At 35.9% G+C, this 15,015-nt stretch carries 15 protein-coding genes; 14 read left to right on the top strand and 1 reads right to left on the bottom strand.

Going from position 1 to position 15,015, the window contains the following annotated elements; all coding sequences use genetic code 11:
- The 6 genes from CAT7_RS08070 to CAT7_RS08095 form a co-directional block, all read left to right on the top strand.
- Positions 1-1,925 (top strand): heavy metal translocating P-type ATPase (locus CAT7_RS08070; RefSeq protein ID WP_007724249.1); only part of this gene is annotated, 1,925 nt, incomplete at its 5' end.
- 127 nt (positions 1,926-2,052) lie between these two features.
- Positions 2,053-3,048 (top strand): MsnO8 family LLM class oxidoreductase, encoded by a 996-nt coding sequence (locus CAT7_RS08075; protein ID WP_007724255.1) that lies wholly within the window; start codon positions 2,053-2,055, stop codon positions 3,046-3,048.
- Between the two features lie 347 nt (positions 3,049-3,395).
- Positions 3,396-4,118 (top strand): amino acid ABC transporter ATP-binding protein, encoded by a 723-nt coding sequence (locus tag CAT7_RS08080; protein ID WP_007724257.1) that lies wholly within the window; start codon positions 3,396-3,398, stop codon positions 4,116-4,118.
- 30 nt (positions 4,119-4,148) lie between these two features.
- Positions 4,149-4,970 carry a transporter substrate-binding domain-containing protein gene (locus CAT7_RS08085; protein WP_007724260.1) on the top strand — a complete coding sequence of 274 codons (822 nt, stop codon included), beginning with the start codon at positions 4,149-4,151 and terminating at the stop codon, positions 4,968-4,970.
- On the top strand, positions 4,970-5,680 hold the full coding sequence (locus CAT7_RS08090) for an amino acid ABC transporter permease (RefSeq protein WP_007724261.1): 711 nt from the start codon (positions 4,970-4,972) through the stop codon (positions 5,678-5,680). Before CAT7_RS08085 ends, CAT7_RS08090 begins: the two co-directional genes overlap by 1 nt.
- A complete protein-coding gene (locus CAT7_RS08095) occupies positions 5,677-6,336 on the top strand; it encodes an amino acid ABC transporter permease (RefSeq protein ID WP_007724262.1) in 660 nt (219 codons plus the stop codon). The genes CAT7_RS08090 and CAT7_RS08095 overlap by 4 nt, the downstream gene beginning before the upstream one ends.
- Before the next feature lie 212 nt (positions 6,337-6,548).
- On the opposite strand, the gene CAT7_RS08100 is transcribed toward CAT7_RS08095, so the two are convergent.
- Positions 6,549-7,403: a DUF72 domain-containing protein gene (locus tag CAT7_RS08100; protein ID WP_007724263.1), complete on the bottom strand. Its 855-nt coding sequence runs from the start codon at positions 7,401-7,403 to the stop codon at positions 6,549-6,551.
- Between the two features lie 220 nt (positions 7,404-7,623).
- Between CAT7_RS08100 and CAT7_RS08105 the strand changes: the two genes are divergently transcribed.
- The 8 genes from CAT7_RS08105 to ispE all read left to right on the top strand — a co-directional run bounded on the left by CAT7_RS08105 (position 7,624) and on the right by ispE (position 15,000).
- A complete protein-coding gene (locus tag CAT7_RS08105; RefSeq protein ID WP_007724264.1) occupies positions 7,624-8,463 on the top strand; it encodes a Cof-type HAD-IIB family hydrolase in 840 nt (279 codons plus the stop codon).
- Between the two features lie 231 nt (positions 8,464-8,694).
- On the top strand, positions 8,695-10,722 hold the full coding sequence (gene metG, locus CAT7_RS08110; protein ID WP_007724266.1) for a methionine--tRNA ligase: 2,028 nt from the start codon (positions 8,695-8,697) through the stop codon (positions 10,720-10,722).
- A gap of 80 nt (positions 10,723-10,802) precedes the next feature.
- Positions 10,803-11,570 (top strand): TatD family hydrolase, encoded by a 768-nt coding sequence (locus CAT7_RS08115; protein WP_007724268.1) that lies wholly within the window; start codon positions 10,803-10,805, stop codon positions 11,568-11,570.
- On the top strand, positions 11,570-12,136 hold the full coding sequence (rnmV, locus tag CAT7_RS08120) for a ribonuclease M5 (protein ID WP_007724271.1): 567 nt from the start codon (positions 11,570-11,572) through the stop codon (positions 12,134-12,136). The genes CAT7_RS08115 and rnmV overlap by 1 nt, the downstream gene beginning before the upstream one ends.
- Positions 12,123-13,016, top strand: coding sequence for a 16S rRNA (adenine(1518)-N(6)/adenine(1519)-N(6))-dimethyltransferase RsmA (gene rsmA / locus CAT7_RS08125; protein WP_007724274.1), 894 nt, complete (start codon positions 12,123-12,125; stop codon positions 13,014-13,016). Before rnmV ends, rsmA begins: the two co-directional genes overlap by 14 nt.
- Before the next feature lie 157 nt (positions 13,017-13,173).
- The gene (locus CAT7_RS08130) at positions 13,174-13,431 is read left to right on the top strand and encodes a Veg family protein (protein WP_007724277.1); all 258 of its coding nucleotides are present in this window, start codon (positions 13,174-13,176) and stop codon (positions 13,429-13,431) included.
- Positions 13,432-13,534: 103 nt separating this feature from the next.
- Positions 13,535-13,930: a VOC family protein gene (locus tag CAT7_RS08135; RefSeq protein ID WP_035019558.1), complete on the top strand. Its 396-nt coding sequence runs from the start codon at positions 13,535-13,537 to the stop codon at positions 13,928-13,930.
- A 218-nt stretch (positions 13,931-14,148) separates the two neighbouring features.
- Positions 14,149-15,000: a 4-(cytidine 5'-diphospho)-2-C-methyl-D-erythritol kinase gene (gene ispE / locus CAT7_RS08140; RefSeq protein ID WP_007724283.1), complete on the top strand. Its 852-nt coding sequence runs from the start codon at positions 14,149-14,151 to the stop codon at positions 14,998-15,000.
- Positions 15,001-15,015: the final 15 nt, after the last annotated feature.

Consider the following 15,015-nt stretch of genomic DNA (forward strand, 5'->3'; position numbering starts at 1 on the left):
ATGGCCTGCCAACGGCTGAAAATAAAGAAACAAGCCAGCTAGAAGAACCGCATCATCCACACGAACATAGCCATGTAGAAAGCAATGTGAAGAAGACCATTAGTCGGTTAGTCATTTCTTTGGTGTTGTTATTAGTGGCAAATTTTGTTCCTATGAATGAACTGTTATCCTTAGGATTGTTTGTAGTTGCCTATCTTGTAGCAGGATACGATGTAGTCTGGAGAGCCATCAAAAATATGTTTAATGGCCAACTATTTGATGAAAACTTTTTGATGACTATCGCTACGATAAGTGCTTTTTATATTCAGGAATATCCAGAAGCGGTAGCTGTTATGCTATTTTATCAAGTAGGAGAAATTTTTCAAGGTGTTGCGGTCAATAGATCCAGGAGGTCAATCGCTGATTTAATGGATATAAGACCTGATTATGCGAATCTAAAGCTAGCCGATGGCAATACAAAAAGTGTGGCACCAGACACGATTAGAGTTGGCGACACAATTGTCATACGACCAGGTGAAAAAGTTCCTCTAGATGGGAAGATTATTACTGGAATCTCTTCAATGGACACTTCAGCGTTAACTGGTGAATCAGTTCCTAGAAGTGTGACAGTAAAAGACAGTGTGTTGAGTGGATTTATTAATAAAAATGGTCTAATTGAAGTGGAAGTTGAGAAACTCTTTTCTGAATCAACGGTTACAAAAATCCTTGATTTAGTAGAAAATGCAAGCAGTCGAAAGGCACCTACAGAAAACTTTATTACTAAGTTTGCGCGCTACTATACGCCAGCTGTTGTTATTATGGCTTTAGTGCTAGCGATTGTTCCGCCATTAGTTTTTCCAGGAGCTACATTTAATGAATGGATTTATCGAGCAAGCATCTTCCTTGTTATTTCTTGTCCATGTGCATTGGTTGTGTCGATTCCAGTTGGTTTTTTTGGTGGGATTGGATCAGCTTCACAAAAAGGGATCTTGGTTAAAGGAAGTAACTTCTTAGAAGGATTGAATGATATTAAATACGTTATTATGGATAAAACTGGAACGTTAACAAAGGGTAGATTTGAAATTACAGATATTGAACCCGAAAACGGTTGGGATAAACAACAGTTATTAGAGTTGGCCGCATACGCTGAGACACATTCTTCACATCCGATTGCTGAATCGATTAAAGAAAAATATAAAGAAAAAATTGATGAGAACCGCATTACAGAATACAATGAGATATCTGGTCATGGTATTCAAGTGAAAGTTGACGGAAAAGAAGTATTAGCAGGAAATGCTAAATTGATGCAAGAGTTCAATATTTCATTTAGGGATTCAAAAGAAATTGGAACCATTATTTACCTAGCTGTTGCTAAAAAGTATGTTGGTCATATTTTGATTGCAGACGCAATTAAGGAAGACGCTGCAGCAGGAATAGCGTTAATGAAAGAGAAAGGTGTAGAGCACGTTATTATGCTAACCGGAGACTCGAAAGCCGTGGGAGAAGCCGTGGCTAAGAAGTTAGGTATTGACGAGTTCTACGCAGAGCTTCTGCCTCAAGACAAAGTAGAGAAAATGGAAGAAATTATGGCGCGTAAAGGACCAAAAGAAAAAGTCGCTTTTGTCGGTGATGGAATCAATGATACTCCAGTATTAGCACGTTCAGATATAGGAATTGCAATGGGAGGATTAGGTTCAGACGCAGCAATTGAAGCGGCAGATATCGTTATAATGGACGATAAACCATCTAAAATTGGAACAGTTATGCAAGTCGCAAAAGATACTAGAAGAATTGTATGGCAAAATATCATTCTAGCACTTGCAGTAAAGGGCTTTTTCTTAATTCTAGGTGCAGTGGGTATTGCAACAATGTGGGAAGCCGTTTTTGCAGATGTTGGTGTAACGGTTATCGCCGTCCTAAATGCTATGCGCGTATTAAAAAAATAAATAACATCAACTAAGAACCACAAAATAGAAATCATCTATGTATTTCTTTATACTAGAGACAGAAACGGGATATAAGAAACGACAATACAGGATAGCACGTATTGCATAATGAGGAGATGGAAAAATAGTGAGATTAAGTGTCTTAGATCAAGCACCGATAACAAGTGGAAATACGGCTGCAGAAGCATTATTGAAAGCAGAAGAATTGGCTATTTTAGCAGATGAATTAGGGTATACACGTATGTGGATGGCAGAACACCATGGAACAAATGGTTATGCAAGTTCGGCTCCTGAGATCACCGCAGCACATTTAGCAGCAAAAACAAAAAATATTCGAATCGGTACGGGTGGCATTATGATGATGCATTATTCGCCATTGAAATTAGCTGAGGTGTTTAAAACGTTAAGTGCTTTTGCACCAGGAAGAATTGATTTTGGGGTAGGCCGTGCTCCAGGTGGCGACAATAATTCGATTTACGCTTTATCAGAAGGTCGTCAGCCGATGTTGGATAATATGTATGAAAAATTTGATACAGCATTAAAATTAATCAATGATGAAGTACCTGAAGATCGATTGTATAATCGAACAATTGCTACTCCTTCGCATATCCAATTGCCTGAATCTTGGTTGTTAGGATCAAGTGGAAGTAGTGCACGAAAAGCAGCTCAAATGGGAGTAGGGTATTCATTTGCTCAATTCTTTATGGGTGGAATGACAAAAGATATTTTTGATGAATATAGAGTCAATTTTCAACCATCTGCCTTTATGGAAAAATCGACTATCAATGTTGCTTACTTGGTCACAACGGCTGAGACAAGAGATGAAGCTGAATATGAAGCTAAGCCGCAAGATATCGCCCGTTTATTAATGGGGAAAGGCCGTATGGGACAATTAATGACGCCTGAAGAAGCGCAAAATTACCCACTGACTGAAATTGATAAATTGACGATTCAACAAGGACGCAAATTGCATCTAGTTGGTCCTCCAAAAGAAATTGCTGAAAAGTTATTGGAAGATCAAGCACAATTTGGGTTTGACGAAGCTATGATTTGCAGTATTCCTCATTCACAAGAAAAACGTTTAGCTGTTTATCGTTTATTAGCAAAGGAACTACTAAACTAACCATTAGAAAAACTAGTATTTTTAGATAAGTATAAAAATAGTTAAAACCTCAAACCGATGAGTTTAATCATTCATTGGTTTGAGGTTTTTGTTTATTTTAATAAATAAATGAGAAAGATGATAGTTTTTTAATCTTTTGAAAATCAATCAAATGAAGGGTTTTTGTTGTGTTTTGTGTTTATTTCTACTAAAATCGTGTGAGGATATATCACATGAAAAAGATATATGTTAATTGATTTCTCATAAACGAGTATCTATACTATTATTTTAAGCAGGAAGAAAACCTCACCTGTCTAAAAAATCTAACCTAATGACTAAAATGTTTTTGCAAAGGAGATGAGGAAAAGTTGATTAAGTTACAGAATGTAAATAAATATTTCGGCGACCACCATGTATTAAAAGATATTAATTTAGAGGTGGCAGAGGGGGAAAAGCTTGTTATCATAGGACCTTCTGGTTCTGGGAAAAGTACAACAGTCAGATGTATGAATTTTCTTGAAGAACCAACATCGGGAGAAGTTTATATAGAAGGAAACCAACTAACAGCAAAAAATAAATTAGAAATGGTGCGAAATTCTTCTGCAATGGTTTTTCAACAGTTTAACCTCTATCCGCATATGACAGTGTTAGGAAACCTAACAATTGGACCGATGAAATTACAAAACAAATCAAAAAAAGAAGCAGAAGAAATTGCTTATCGGTATTTAGATATCGTAGGGTTACGAGAAAAAGCAACAGCGTATCCTTCAACGCTCTCTGGAGGACAACAACAAAGAGTCGCTATTGCGAGATCTCTTTGTTCTGAAAAAAAAATAATTTTATTTGACGAGCCCACTTCTGCTTTAGACCCTGAGACAGTTCAAGAAGTGTTGGACGTCATGATTAAGTTATCTAGTATGAATATCACAATGGTTGTTGTGACACATGAAATGGGTTTTGCTAAACAAGTAGCGGATCGTGTGATTTTCATGGACGACGGGGCCATTCTTGAAGTGGGGCCACCAGAACATTTCTTTGAAAATCCCACTCATGAACGAACTAAAGAATTTTTAAGCAAAATTTTAAGATAAAAAAATGGAATTTACTTAGGAGGAAAAGAAATGAAAAAGAGAAATTTATTAGCGACAGTGGTTTTGTCTAGTGTGTTATTTTTAGGAGCTTGTTCCTCAGATGATGATGCAACAAAAGCAGGAACTACAAATAATTCAGATCAAGTAACGGTTGAATCAATCAAAGAAGCAGGAGTATTAAAAGTTGGTGTCAAAGAAGATGTTCCAAATTTTGGCTTGAAAAATACGGATACAGGTGAAATAGAAGGATTTGAAATCGATATTGCTAAAAAGTTAGCGGAAGAGATATTAGGTGATCCAGATGCTATTGAATTGACACCCGTTACAGCTAAAACGCGCGGTCCGTTACTAGACAACGGCGAAGTAGATATGATTATTGCTACTTTTACGGTAACAGAAGAGCGTAAAGAGACCTATAACTTCACGGATGCGTATTATGAAGATGCAGTTGGTCTATTAGTGAAGAAAGATAAAAATTATGAAGGATTAAAAGATATGGATGGAGCAACTATTGGTGTATCACAAAGTTCTACCACAGCAGAAGCTATTGAAGCAGAAGCTGAAAAATACGATATCGCAATCGATTTTTCAGAATACGCAACTTATCCTGAAATCAAAGCAGCTTTGGATTCAGGGCGTGTAGATGCATTTAGTGTAGACAGATCTATTTTAGCTGGATACTTAGATGACTCAACTGAGATTTTATCAGATCGTTTTGCGACGCAAGATTATGGAATTGCAACGAAGAAAACGAACACGGAATTAGCAGACTACACAAATGATTTAATCACAACATGGGGAGAAGATGGCACTCTTGATGGATTGGTTTCAGAGTGGGGATTGAGTGAATAATGAAAAGTACGAATCCATTTGCTCTTTGGAGATGGGAGGATCTTTTTCAAAATTTTGATCACTTTGGTTCTGGATTTTTAAGAACACTCCAAGTAGCTATTTTAGCATTAGCACTGTCATTGGTGATTGGCGTCATTATAGGCATCTTGTCCACTGCACAAAATGTGATTTTACGTTCAATAGCAAGAGTATATGTGGAGATTTTCCAAAATATCCCACTAGTTATCCAGATTTTCTTTATGTATAACGGATTGGCAATGGCTGGTTTGGTGTTGAGCGAGTTTATGATTGGGGTAATAGGTGTTGGATTGTATCATGGAGCTTATATTGGAGAAGTGGTGCGTGCAGGCATACTATCTATTCCAAAAGGCCAGCAAGAAGCCGCATACTCGCAAGGTTTTAATTACACTCAGACCATGCGCTACGTCATATTGCCACAAATGGTAAAGAGTATTCTGCCACCATTGACGAATCAAGCGGTAAACTTAATCAAGAACACATCCGTGCTAGCAATCATTGCTGGAGCAGACTTAATGTATGCAGCTGATTCTTATGCTTCATCTAGTTTGAATTATGGAACATCTTATGTGGTTGCGGGATTGCTTTACTTCATGTTGTGTTTCCCATTGGCTACATTCTCAAGAAAATATGAAGAAAAACTAAAGAAAAATGATGCTATGGTAGTGGATATTCCGGAGGTGATGGAATGATAGAATCCATACAAACCGTTTTTACGCAGCCAAACCTGTTGTTTTTATTAGATGGATTAAGGACTAGTTTAGTAATTTCTTTATGCGTGATTATTCTTTCAATACTATTAGGAACCCTTTTAGGATTGGTTAGAAATTACGAAAAAAAAATTCTTGGCAAATTTGCTAGTTTTTACATTGAATTGTTTCGCAATACGCCCTTACTTTTATGGATGCTAGGTTGTGCATTTCTGATTCCAGGAAGTACGATTTTAGTAAAAGGCTCACTAGCTTTATTTTTATATACAGCAGCCGTAGTAGCAGAAATTGTACGTGGAGGATTAAACGCTATACCTAAAGGACAATTCGAAGCAGCTCATTCTCAAGGTTTTTCTTTTTTTCAAACCTTACTTTACATTATCTTGCCGCAAACGTTCAAAAAAATCATTCCTTCTTTATTGTCACAAGTCATTACAACTATTAAAGACACATCTTTTCTTGCTGGTTTAGGAATAATGGAGTTTACGCGAAGCGGCCAAGTTATTTTAGGAAAAGTCACAAAAACTTCAGAAGTCTTTTTAATTTATGGTTTCTTAGCAGTGGTTTATTTTATAATTTGTTTTACTTTATCTGTTTTAGTCAGAAATTGGCATGAAAAAAATTCTGGTAATGTATAAATTGTTAATATAAGCGAAAATAAATCGATTTGATTGCTTGTAGTAAGGTTAGCGATCATGCTGTGTTTTGGCTTAAGACCATCCCAGTACTTTTAAAAGCAAATTCGTCTATTCTGCAAGAATTTATAGAAGTGTCCATGCTATTTCATAAAAAAATAGAGTTTACTCATTAAGAGTAGACTCTATTTTTTCGCTATTTAGTTGGAATAATTTTAAAAATCCTCTCCAAATAAATCTAAATCGGTCTGTTGCGGAGCAAGATTTTCGAAAGTAAGATGCAATTTTTTTTGCAATTGTTTTGCATTTTTAGCGGCGTGTCCACCAGAATTATTGTTAAAAATAACTGCGACTTCTTTTGAATCTTTTTCTAATTGGCGAACAAGTGCTGCGAATTCATCTAACTCGTCTGAAGTGTAATTGTATAGAGTCCTTTTTTTACGCCAATCAGGTCCGCTAGCATCTAACCAACCTTCATAATTCCGACCATGCAAGCGAACGAGCGTTAATGCTGCATGTGTTCCTTTGGTAATTAAAGGAACACTGTTTCCAGGAGTTTGAGGTTGATCAACAACAGTATGAATGAACTTTTCTTCCGTTAAAAAGAGAAGTGTATTTTCTTTATTCGTCTCACTAAACCAACTAGAATGACGGAATTCAATAGCAACGGGCAATTCTCCCATAAATAGGCGAATTTTTCTTAAATACTGAACGTGTTCTTTCGTACAATCAAAATAAGGCGGAAATTGAAATAAAAAAGCCTTGATTCGATTGGCTGTGATCATTGGTTCGAAAACAGCAATATAATGTTCAAACATTTGCTCTTCAGCTGGGAAAAAATTCAACCAATCTTTGTGCAAAGTCATTGCTTGAAAAGCCTTTGGGACAAATTGAAAAGTAGCAGGTGTTTTTTCCATCCAGGTCAGAATATTTTTAACAGGAGGAATAGCATAAAAGCTAGTATCTAATTCTACAAATGGAAAGTGCGAACTATAGTTTTCCAATCGTTTAGTAGTTTGGATGGTCAATAAGTCGTGATCAGACCAACCTGTTAAACCGATAGAAATCATTAGGATTCCTTCTTTCTTGAATAGTGAATAACTAGCCTTATTGTACCGCAACCGTTATTATTAAAGAAAGTGAAAGGTTGCAACTAAATCTTGGCCTTTAAGACAGCAAAATGAAAAAATAACAGTTGAATTGTTTCACGCGAAACAATTTGTTTCACTAATCTCTTCAGCAATAAAATAAAATATTATTTTAAGTAAAAAAATTAAAGGAGCCATTGAGATGTATAAACTTGTATTTTTTGATATTGATGGAACGCTATTGACAGAGAGAAAAAAAATTCCAAATTCTGCTAGAAAAGCTATTCAAGATTTAAAAAAGAAGGGTATTACACCGGTCATTGCAACGGGAAGGGCACCTTTTAGAATTGATGAAATTTTGAAAGAGTTAGATATTCAAACACACATTACATTAAATGGACAATATGTAGTATATGAAGGAGAAGTTATCCATCACAATCAATTATCAGTAGATTCTGTTAAACGATTGGCGCTCGCAGCAGAAACAAATAAGCAACGAATTGCATTTTGTGGGAGTGATGAGATATTAGGCACGTCGCTTGTTACATTTGGACAAAAAGGGTTATTAAAGAAAATGATTCAGCGAGTTCCTATAGCTCCTCCCAAAAAAGTGATGAAATTGGTTACACGTTATATTGGTTCTTCTAAAAAAGTAAAGCCAGTTTTGCCGCATTACTATGAAAATCGTGTTATTTATCAGTGTATTATTCATACAACAGAAGAATATGATGACTTTTATCAAGAAGCTTTCCCAGATTGTCATTTCACAAGATGGAATCCTTATTCAGTAGATGTAATCTCGAAAGGAATGTCTAAAGCAGTAGGAATCGAAAAGTTGATTGATCATATGGGAATCGATGTTAGCGAAACGGCTGCATTTGGAGATGGATTGAATGACATCGAAATGCTGCAAGCAGTTGGTATGGGCGTTGCTATGGAAAATGGTCGTAGTGAATTGAAACAAATTGCAGATGCAATTACAGCTTCTCCAGAGAACAACGGTATTTTAAAAGGTTTGCAAAAAATGAATTTATTGCCTTAAGAAGTCTTAAAGATAGTAGGTGAAAGTTTGTTTAAGAAGTGATAAATCGTTCGGATTTTCCTATTTCTGGTCGTTTTCTGTGGTATACTATTTCAGAAAGCTTTTGAGGAAAATCAACTTAAATAAAAAAGCACCCTACTCATTTGTTGCCTAAACGCACCTTCTTTTCTAAAAGATTGTTTGATAGAGGGTTAGAATAGAGTAGCTAAACCTACTAAGGAGGCACCTAAAGTGACTGAGAAAAAAACATTTTATATTACAACACCTATTTATTACCCAAGTGGAAAATTGCATATTGGAAATGCCTATTCAACGATTGCGTGTGATGTTATGGCACGGTATAAAAGAATGCAAGACTTTGACGTTTTCTATTTGACAGGTAGTGATGAACATGGTCAAAAAATTGAAAACAAAGCACAAGAATTAAATATTACGCCGCAAGAATATGTGGATGAAATGGCTAAAGGTATGCAAAATTTATGGGAGTTACTGGAAATCAGTAATGATAAGTTTATTCGTACGACTGACCCTATCCATGAGAAAGTTGTAGCAGATATTTTTGAACGCTTTTTAGCTCAAGGCGATATTTACCTTGATGAATATGAAGGTTGGTATTCTGTTCCAGATGAAACGTTCTATACCGAAACGCAGTTAGTTGATGTTGAACGAGATGCTGAAGGCACAATTATTGGTGGAAAGTCACCAGATAGTGGACATCCAGTCGAGCTGATTAAAGAAGAGTCTTATTTCTTTAGAATGAGTAAATATGCGGATCGTTTATTGGCTTATTATAATGAACATCCAGATTTTATTCAGCCGGAATCACGTAAAAACGAAATGATCAATAATTTTATCAAACCAGGTTTGGAAGATCTAGCTGTCTCACGTACAACATTTACTTGGGGAGTTAAAGTACCTAGCAATCCTAAACACGTTATTTATGTGTGGATTGATGCGTTGGCAAATTACATTACGGCATTGGGTTATGGAACAGATGATACATCATTATTTGATAAATTCTGGCCAGCAGATGTGCATATGGTAGGAAAAGAAATCGTTCGTTTCCATACAATTTATTGGCCGATTATGTTAATGGCATTAGATTTGCCATTGCCTAAAAAAATATTTGGCCACGGCTGGTTATTGATGAAAGAAGGTAAAATGTCTAAATCCAAAGGAAATGTTGTCTATCCAGAAATGCTAGTAGAGCAATATGGGTTAGATGCTTTACGTTATTACTTGATGCGTGAAGTGACTTTTGGTAGCGATGGAGTGTTTACTCCGGAAGACTTTGTGTCTCGTGTGAATTACGACTTAGCAAATGATTTAGGAAACTTGTTGAATCGTACCATTGCGATGATCAATAAATACTTTGATGGAAAAGTTCCAGACTATACTGGTAATGTTACGGAATTTGATGCGGTTCTAAAAGAAACAGCAGAAAAAGTTTGTACAAATTACCAAGAAGAAATGGAAAATATGCAATTTAGTAGTGCGCTAAGCCATGTTTGGGTATTGATTTCGCGTGCCAATAAATACATTGATGAAACAGCTCCATGGAAATTAGCAAAAGAAGAAGATCAAAAAAACGAGTTGGCTAGTGTGATGGTTCATTTAGCAGAAACGCTTCGTATTTCGGCTATTTTATTGCAACCGTTCTTAACTCACGCCCCTAAAGAGGTTTTTGCTCAATTAGGAGTTGAAGGAGAATTTGCTGGTGACTGGTCAACTATCCAGTTTGGTTCCTTCCCTACAAATACTACGGTAATCAAAAAAGGGACACCTATATTTCCACGTTTAGATATAGATGCAGAAGTTGCTTATATCAAAGAGCAAATGGCAAATGTTTCTGGCAATTCAACAGAAGAGTTTACTGAAGTGGAAGCCGAGTGGGATCCTTCAGAGACAACTTTAGTTTCAACAAAAGAAAAACAAATCAAATATGAAGATTTTGATAAAGTTGAATTGAAAGTTGCTGAAGTAATAGACTGTCAAAAAGTCGAAGGAGCAGATAAACTTTTGAAATTCCGTTTAGATGCAGGAGATGAAGGTCATCGCCAAATTCTTTCCGGTATTGCAGAATGGTATCCAAATCCAGAAGCTTTAATCGGAAAAAAAGTTGTGATTGTTGCGAACTTGAAACCACGTAAAATGCGTGGAGAAATTAGTCAAGGAATGATCTTATCAGCTGAAAAAGATGGTAAATTGCAAATCATTGAAGCGCCAACAGAAGCTCCAAATGGATCTGAAGTTGCTTAAAATCTTATAAAACGAATACCCTGCTGGAAACTCATTTAGCAGGGTGTTTCTGTAAATGCAAAAAAAGAAAGGATGTTACGATGTTATTTGATACACATACGCATGTGAATGCGGAGGAATTTGACAATGAAGTTCCAGAAACTGTGCAGCGTGCACTAGAAAATGATGTCACTAGGATGGCCGTTGTCGGCTTTGACACTGAAACAATTGAAAAATCTTTAGCTTTGAGCAAAGAATATAAAGAAATCTATAGCATTATTGGTTGGCACCCTACTGAAAGTTATTTGTACACGGAAGAAATTGAAGAAAAGCTCTACCATCAATTGCAATTGCCAAAAGTTGTGACGATGGGAGAAATGGGCTTGGATTATCATTGGGATACTTCTCCTAAAGATGTTCAAAAAGATGTTTTTCATAGACAAATTCAAATTGCTAAAGAGTTGAAGATGCCCATCAGTATACACATGAGAGATTCGATTGAAGATACTTATCAGTTGATGAAAAAAGAACACGTTGAAGATATTGGTGGCATTATGCACAGCTTTAGCGGGGATACATTGTGGATGGAACGATTCTTAGACTTGGGAATGCATATTTCTGTAAGTGGAGTCATCACTTTTAAAAATGCTCCTGAGGTAAGAGAGGTAGCTAAAGCTGTTCCTTTTGATAAACTGTTGATTGAAACAGATGCGCCTTACTTGGCTCCAATGCCTTTCAGAGGAAAACGCAATGAACCCGCATATGTTAAATATGTAGCAGAAGAAGTAGCTAAGCAAAGAGGCGTAAGTTACGAAGAAGTAGCTAAACAAACGATGCAGAATGCCAATCGCTTATTTAGGTTAGTTTAATGGAAAAAATAAAAGAAATTATTGTAGTTGAAGGCCGCGATGATACAAGACGTATTTTGGAATCAGTTGAAGCAGATACTATTGAAACAAATGGATCAGCGATTGATGAAGAGACGTTAAAATTGATTCAAAAAGCTCATGAAACAAGAGGCGTTATTGTGTTCACGGATCCTGATTTTCCAGGTGAAAAAATCCGTAAAATTATTTCGCAAGCCATCCCTGGAGTTAAACATGCTTTTCTAACAAGAGCTGAAGCAAAATCAAAAGGGAAAGGCAGTTTGGGGATTGAGCATGCTTCTCCAGATGCGATACGTGCAGCGTTAGCAAAATGCTATACAGAAACGATTGCTAAAGAGTCTTTAATATCAAAAGAATTGCTAATGGATGCTGGCTTAATCATGGGGCATTCTGCTCGAAAGAGACGAATAAAATTGGGTGAAAAGCTCAATATTGGTTACACTAACGGAAAACAACTTCAAAAGAGATTGCAAATGTTTCAAATCTCTCCTGAAGAAGTTGTGACAGTGATGCATCAAATTTTGGAGGAAGAAAATGACGAATCGTAAAGATATAGCAACCCCATCGAGAACAAAAGAAATAATGGAAAAGTATGGTTTTTCAGTAAAGAAAAGTTTAGGACAGAATTTTATTGTAGATCCTAACATTTTAAGTAACATTGTAGCCGCTTCTGATATTGATAAAAATACAAATGTCATTGAAGTAGGTCCTGGAATAGGAGCTTTAACGGAACATCTTGCAAGAGCAAGTAAAGAAGTAATTGCTTTTGAAATAGATAACCGTTTATTGCCAGTTTTAGCAGATACTTTAAGCCCGTATGATAATATTTCTGTTGTTCATAGCGATGTATTGAAAGTTAATTTACAAGAAAGCTTACCTGAAATGATTGATTTAGATGAACCATTAGTTGTTGTGGCTAACTTGCCATACTACATTACCACACCTATTATTATGCATTTCTTAGAAACACCTGTTCGAATCGATGGATTAACAATCATGATGCAAAAAGAAGTAGCAGAACGAATAACAGCTGCTCCAGGAAGTAAAGCATATGGATCTTTATCTATTGCTATTCAATATTACATGGAAGCAGAAGTGGCTTTTATTGTTCCTAAGACAGTCTTTATCCCGCAACCAAATGTTGATTCAGCCATTATTAAATTAACGAGAAGAGCTACACCAAGTGTAACCGTCAATAATGAGAAATCCTTTTTTGCGCTTGTACGTTCGGCTTTTGTACAAAGACGTAAAACGCTTTGGAACAATTTGTTAATCAGATATGGTAAAGAAGATGAAACGAGAGAAAAATTAATACAAGCCTTAGAAGCGGCAAATATTGATCCTAAACGTCGCGGAGAAACCTTGAGTTTAGCAGAATTTGCTCTTTTATCAGATGCAATTGACGAAATTGTATTAGAAAAAGATTAGTTCTTTTTCTAATACAAGCTTGTATATCAGCAATAGCAAGACATTAAAAAAATGTAATATGAGAGAATTATTATTTGTGCATAAGGTTTTCATATGGTATACTTGTAAAATTTTGGTCAGTATGATATAATGGTATCAGACGAGTGAGGTGAATCTGATGCCAAGTACATTAGCAGACATTAAAGAAAGCTTAGATGATCATTTAGGTAAGAAGATTATGTTGACCGCGCAAGCTGGTCGTAAGAAAAAAACCGAACGTAAAGGTATATTAGCCGACACATATCATTCAGTATTTGTGGTTGAGCTAGACCAAGATGAAAACGCATTTGAACGTGTTTCATATAGTTATACAGATGTTTTAACTCAATCTGTAGAAATTGAATTTATTGGAGAAGAAAAACGCCAATTAGCTTAAAATCGTAAAATTTAAATAGAATAGAACTAATTTTAACGAGCCATTATAAGCTCGTTTTTTTTGTATAGATTAAACTGCATTCTTTGGAGGCTAGCTATTGGAAATGGGGCATATTCATCATATTGAACTAAATGTTTCTAATTTAGAAAAATCAATAGAATTTTGGGGATGGTTTCTAGAGGAGTTGGGTTATCAACCGTTCCAGAATTGGGATGAAGGGAAAAGTTGGAGAAAAGATGAAACTTATCTTGTTTTTGTTCAAACAAAAGATAGATTTCTTTTAGAAGGTTACCATAGAGGGCATATAGGATTGAATCATTTAGCCTTTCAGGCCGGTTCTAAACAACAAGTAGACAGTCTGACAAAACAACTGCAAGACAGAGGTATTGAAATTCTTTATCAAAATCGACATCCATTTGCTGGTGGAGAGCAGCATTATGCCGTTTTTTTCGAAGATCCTGATAGAATTAAAGTTGAATTGATAGCTCCACGTACATAAAGAGAACAGGTCTAGGACATTTTTTGTCTAGGCCTTTTCTTATTGAAACTACTGAAAAGAAGTCTTTTATTTTGAATAGTGCGAACTTAAAGCCATTAAATCCTACTTTTTATAACATTTAAGTTAAATTATGCCGTTCTTGCTTTTCAAATCTTTTTTTTTAGGCTAGTATGTTTTACAGACAATAAAAAAATATAACAGAAAGGAGTGAAGGATAAATGGAGATAATAGAAAAGGCACCAGCTAAAATTAATTTATGTTTGGATGTTTTGCATAAGAGAGATGATGGTTACCATGAAATGCAGATGGTAATGACTTCAGTTGATTTAGCAGATCGCATAGTGCTAAAAACAATTGAAGAAGATCAGATCGTTATTCATTCAACTAATGGTTTTCTACCACTGGATCAACGCAATCATGCGTACAAGGCTGCAAAACTTTTGAAAGATACCTATCAAATTGAAAAAGGCGTCGATATTAGTATTGAAAAGAATATTCCAATCGCTGCCGGTTTAGCTGGTGGTAGCAGTGATGCGGCTGCTACTTTAAGAGGACTTAATCGTTTATGGCATTTAAACTTGAGCAATGATGAATTAGCTCTTCTAGGTGAGAAAATCGGTTCGGATGTTCCTTATTGTGTTTATGGTGGAACAGCATATGCAACAGGTCGCGGAGAAAAAATACAGCAAATTGAGGCTCCGCCACAATGTTGGGTAGTTTTGGTTAAGCCTAAAAAAGGTATTTCAACATGGACTGTTTTTGAAAATCTTTCATTTGATCAGTTAGTTCATCCGGAAACAGACAAAATGTTAACAGCTATTCAAGAAAAGGATTACGTTCAAATGGCTGACAGTACGGGTAATGCTTTAGAAACCGTTTCTGCTATAAAACAACCGGATATTAATCATATCAAAAAAAAGATGCTTCAATTTGGAGCAGACGCTGCTTTAATGAGTGGAAGTGGCCCAACAGTGTATGCTTTATGTAAGAAATATTCAAAAGCTCAGCGTGTGTATAATGGTTTGAAAGGATTTTGTAATGAAGTTTACTTGGTACGAACGCTTAAGTAAACTGGAAATTAGTCA

Origin of the sequence: Carnobacterium sp. AT7 (assembly GCF_000171855.1) — a bacterium.
Classification (GTDB): Bacteria; Bacillota; Bacilli; order Lactobacillales; family Carnobacteriaceae; genus Carnobacterium_B; species Carnobacterium_B jeotgali.

Bases quoted from the DNA above. Each gene is read 5' to 3' on its own strand.
- CAT7_RS08085 (WP_007724260.1), top strand. From the start codon at position 4,149: ATGAAAAAGAGAAATTTATTAGCGACAGTGGTTTTGTCTAGTGTGTTA.
- CAT7_RS08090 (WP_007724261.1), top strand. From the start codon at position 4,970: ATGAAAAGTACGAATCCATTTGCTCTTTGGAGATGGGAGGATCTTTTT.
- CAT7_RS08095 (WP_007724262.1), top strand. From the start codon at position 5,677: ATGATAGAATCCATACAAACCGTTTTTACGCAGCCAAACCTGTTGTTT.
- CAT7_RS08100 (WP_007724263.1), bottom strand. From the start codon at position 7,403: ATGATTTCTATCGGTTTAACAGGTTGGTCTGATCACGACTTATTGACC.
- CAT7_RS08105 (WP_007724264.1), top strand. From the start codon at position 7,624: ATGTATAAACTTGTATTTTTTGATATTGATGGAACGCTATTGACAGAG.
- CAT7_RS08115 (WP_007724268.1), top strand. From the start codon at position 10,803: ATGTTATTTGATACACATACGCATGTGAATGCGGAGGAATTTGACAAT.
- rnmV (WP_007724271.1), top strand. From the start codon at position 11,570: ATGGAAAAAATAAAAGAAATTATTGTAGTTGAAGGCCGCGATGATACA.
- rsmA (WP_007724274.1), top strand. From the start codon at position 12,123: ATGACGAATCGTAAAGATATAGCAACCCCATCGAGAACAAAAGAAATA.
- CAT7_RS08130 (WP_007724277.1), top strand. From the start codon at position 13,174: ATGCCAAGTACATTAGCAGACATTAAAGAAAGCTTAGATGATCATTTA.
- CAT7_RS08135 (WP_035019558.1), top strand. From the start codon at position 13,535: ATGGGGCATATTCATCATATTGAACTAAATGTTTCTAATTTAGAAAAA.
- ispE (WP_007724283.1), top strand. From the start codon at position 14,149: ATGGAGATAATAGAAAAGGCACCAGCTAAAATTAATTTATGTTTGGAT.